This is a genomic window from Actinosynnema sp. NPDC059797, assembly GCF_042732085.1.
Classification (GTDB): Bacteria; Actinomycetota; Actinomycetes; order Mycobacteriales; family Pseudonocardiaceae; genus Actinosynnema.
In genome coordinates this window covers 1-3,542 of the sequence record NZ_JBHWIE010000106.1, presented here as the reverse complement: position 1 = coordinate 3,542, position 3,542 = coordinate 1, and the positions used below count along the sequence as shown (strand labels likewise).

At 69.5% G+C, this 3,542-nt stretch carries 2 protein-coding genes; both read right to left on the bottom strand.

Going from position 1 to position 3,542, the window contains the following annotated elements; genetic code table 11:
- A partial coding sequence (locus tag ACFV4N_RS22745) for a sacsin N-terminal ATP-binding-like domain-containing protein (RefSeq protein ID WP_499674581.1) occupies positions 1-2,935 on the bottom strand: 2,935 nt, incomplete at its 3' end.
- 454 nt (positions 2,936-3,389) lie between these two features.
- Positions 3,390-3,542: transposase (locus tag ACFV4N_RS22740; RefSeq protein WP_499674595.1), on the bottom strand; the 153-nt coding region annotated here is incomplete at its 5' end.

The window sequence follows — 3,542 nt, the reverse complement described above, 5'->3', positions numbered from 1 at the left end:
CCACCTGAGGTACGAACGCGCGGCGGTTGTGGAACACCGGTGACCCCAGCAGGACGTCGGCCGGTGGTCGCCAACCCAGGTTGGTGAACACCAACCCGGGTGGTTCGGCGAACGCGCTCCGCAGTCCGCCGGTGGTCAGGTCACCGGCGACAGGGGTGGGCCGACCGAGCCGATCGGCCAGGGCCTGGTAGACGATCGCAGCGTCGACCTCGGGCGCGTCAGTGGCGGGTTCGCCGTCACGCAGCTTGTACAGCCGCCCGACGAGGTCGCCCGTGCTGGGCTCGCCGGCGACACCAAGCGCGGCCAGTACCTCACGGCGGGTGGGGTCGGCTTCCGACCGTGCGTACCCGGCGGCGTCCGGACCGTGGACGGCGATGGTCGCAGGCGTCTTCACCCTGAGCGCACGCGGCGCCTTGGGTTTGCCGCTCGTGTCGTCCAGCCAGGCGATAGCGCCAGCCGTCCACAGCCAGTGGGCCCGGGTCGACCCTTTGAGCTGCCAGGAGTAGTAGTCGGCGGCGGTGTCGACCTGTGCCTCCTCGCGGAGCCGACTCCACGATCGGGCCAGGACGGCGAGCAGCGCGGAGGCGCGCTGCCGACGAACGGATGCCTTGCGCTCCCTGGCGATGCTCCGCGCGACGGCGTGCAGATCGGGGCTGTCCGAGTCTTCCAGGGTGTAGGTCGCCCCTTGGCGCCGCATCTCGGCGGTGCGCTCGGTGGGTCCGCATGCGGCGGGTAAGCCGAGCCTCGGGTCGCTGCCGAAGCGGCGCTCGAGTGCCCAGTGCGGGATCAGGCGGGGGGCGCGTTCCACGCCGAGGAGGCCCAGGAACTTCTGCGGGCCGAGGCCTGTGCCTCGGCCGAGGGTGGACCGCAGCTGCTCGGCGTAGCGGGCGGCTGTCCAGAGCAGGCCTGTGGTCAGGTGGGCGGCGAACGCGAAGCTCGCCGGTTCGCGGTCGATCGAGCGGGAAAGGTACACGTCGACCGGGCGGGCGGCCAGGTGGATCGGGTGACCGTTCACGTCGTAGGAGTAGGCGTCGATACGGATCGCCTTCCCGACCCCGGCGCCGAGCACCGGGCGCTGTGCAACCGGCAGCTGCTCGAAAGCGTCCCGCAGTGCCTTCAGCTGGTCGTCGGAGAGTGCGTTCTCGAACGACCTTCCCGCGTTCCCCGCAGCGGCCAGCCTGCGCACCACCTGCTCCGGGGCAGCACCGTCGAGCACGGCTTCGATCCTGCGCAGCCACGCCAACACTGTGCGCGCGGGCACGTCTTCGGCGAGGTGCTCGGATGCCAGTCGGACTCCCATACCAACCTGTTCGGCCAGCGGTGAACCGGTTGCCAGCAATACGCGCAGCGACTTCGGTTCGGGTGGCACTAGCCGATCACCGGTCGCCGTGACCACACAGGGCAGTTCGGCAAGTTCGTCGGCGAGCCGGGCGTCCAGTGCCGCCGCGGTGAGGCGGATGGTCGCGGTAGGTGTCCGGTCCGGGTCGGACAGCAGGATAAGCGCGTCCTGCATTGTGACGGGTGGCGGGAGGTCGGCGCCGGCATGTGCCCAGTCTTCGAGGACCCGACGCCAGCGATCATCGGAATCCCGTGCCCAGTCTGGTAGCGCCCGAGCCGTGCCAGCCAGCCTTGCGACCTCGGACGGTTCGAGGACGCTGGAGAGCTGCGGTTCCTCGACCGCCAACTCGGCCAGGGGGACGGCGGTGCCATCGATCGTGAGTGCGACGTCGGTGGCGAGCCGGGTCCGGGCGCGGTCGAGCAGCAAGGTCTCCAGCACACGGATCAGCGGGTCGGCCGCGTCAATGTCGGTCTCGTCGGGCAGCGGCACGGCGGTCCAGGCGGTGTCCGGCCGTTGCGCGAACAGGTCGGCGACGATCTCCACCCACAGGTCGGCGATCAGGGGGAGCAGCGCTTTGTTCCACGCCGTCGCTGCCAGACCTGTTCGGCTCGCGACCGGGTCGAACTGGGCGTGGACGCGGACAGGTGCGCTGGTCTGCACCAAGGGCAGTCCGGCGTAGACGAACCCGCCGCGTTCAACGTGCAAGGAGAGAGCCAACCCAAGGGGTATGGTCGCATCGGTCGCCTTGTTGTGCCGCTCGACTCCTGGCGGCGCGGCCGCGTGCACCGAGTGCACGAGCCAAGTCCGCCCGTCCGCCGCCCATGCCTGCCTGCGACGGACGGTGAGCTCCTGGTCGCCCACGGACCAACTGGCCGGGACCTGGTCTGACCACGTCAGTTCCAAGGTGCGGACGGGCACACTGTCGGACCCCAGGACACGGATGCGCTCAACGTGCCTGAGGAACAGCAGGGCGCTGTCGTTCCACCGGTCAAGCCAGGAGACCAGCTGGTCGGTATTGATCGCGTCGTCGCGCAGCGGGAGGCAGAAGGCGGTGTCGGTCGACGGCGGGGGCGCCTCGGTTGCGGCGATCGTCGGCTCCCCCAGGCGCACGTGGTAGTGGCCGCTGTGGACCTCGATCACGTCGGAGATCGCGCGCAGCGTCATCAGCCCGATCCCGAAGCGCCCGGTCGCCGAGGCGTCGTCGGCCTTGCTCGACAACCAGGGCGTCGCGAGGGCGAGGACGTCCGACAGGGTCGCCTCCCGGCCGTTGTGCGTGGCCACCAGGCGGCGGTCGGCGATGCGGAACTCCACCTGCGAGGCGCCGACGTCGTCGGCGTTCTGGATGATCTCGACCAGGCCCTGGAACCGGTCGCCTGACAACGCCTGTGCGCCGGACTTCGCGCCGTCCAGGGCTTGGCGGAACACGCCTGGGGCGTCCGCGAACAACTGCGCGAACCGCTCGACGGCCCGCCGGGCCTCGACCTCGTCGGCGGCCACGAAGTCGATCGGCTCCTTGGGATCCTGGAACAGCAGGTCGGCAGCGGCCTCAGGCGTCAGGGGGCCACCGCGTGCGTCTGGCGCCAGCTCCGAATCCACGACACTGGATCTTAATCGCGGTGCCGACAGATCTGTCGAACGCGACACCGTTACGGTCGATCCGCGGCGGTGCCAGCGTGAGCGGAGATCGGAGCCGACGAAGCGTGCAGACCGGGAGTCGGTGCAGCAGTGTCGCGAGGAGTACCCGGTCGTCGGGGGAGAGAGAACCGTGGACGGGCGTCTCCGAGTTGGCGTTTCAGGGCCATGTTCTGGTGCCGTAGCACCAGGATCTCCGTGTCTTTGTCCTGGTCGTCAGGGCAGCAGGCGCAGCAGAGCGAAGGCGTTGGTCGCGCCGAGGTAGGCCAGTCGGAGCAGCACAGCCGGTCATCACGCCGTTCTGGACGACATCACGCGGATTGGCAGCCGTGGTCCGTGAGCGCTTCGTCACTTGGGCTGCATACGCCTTCCACCTGTGTGGATGAGATTATCGGCATGCACACCCTTAGACCTCCTATCAGAATGACTGGAGGCGTCGGTAGCAGATCAGGGCGCAGGCGAGTTTGAGCAGGGCTTGGTGGATGTCGGCGCGGCGTTCCCAGCGGATGCGCAGGCGTCGAAACTGGTGCAGCCAGGAGTTCCCGCGCTCGACGACCCAGCGCACGGTGCC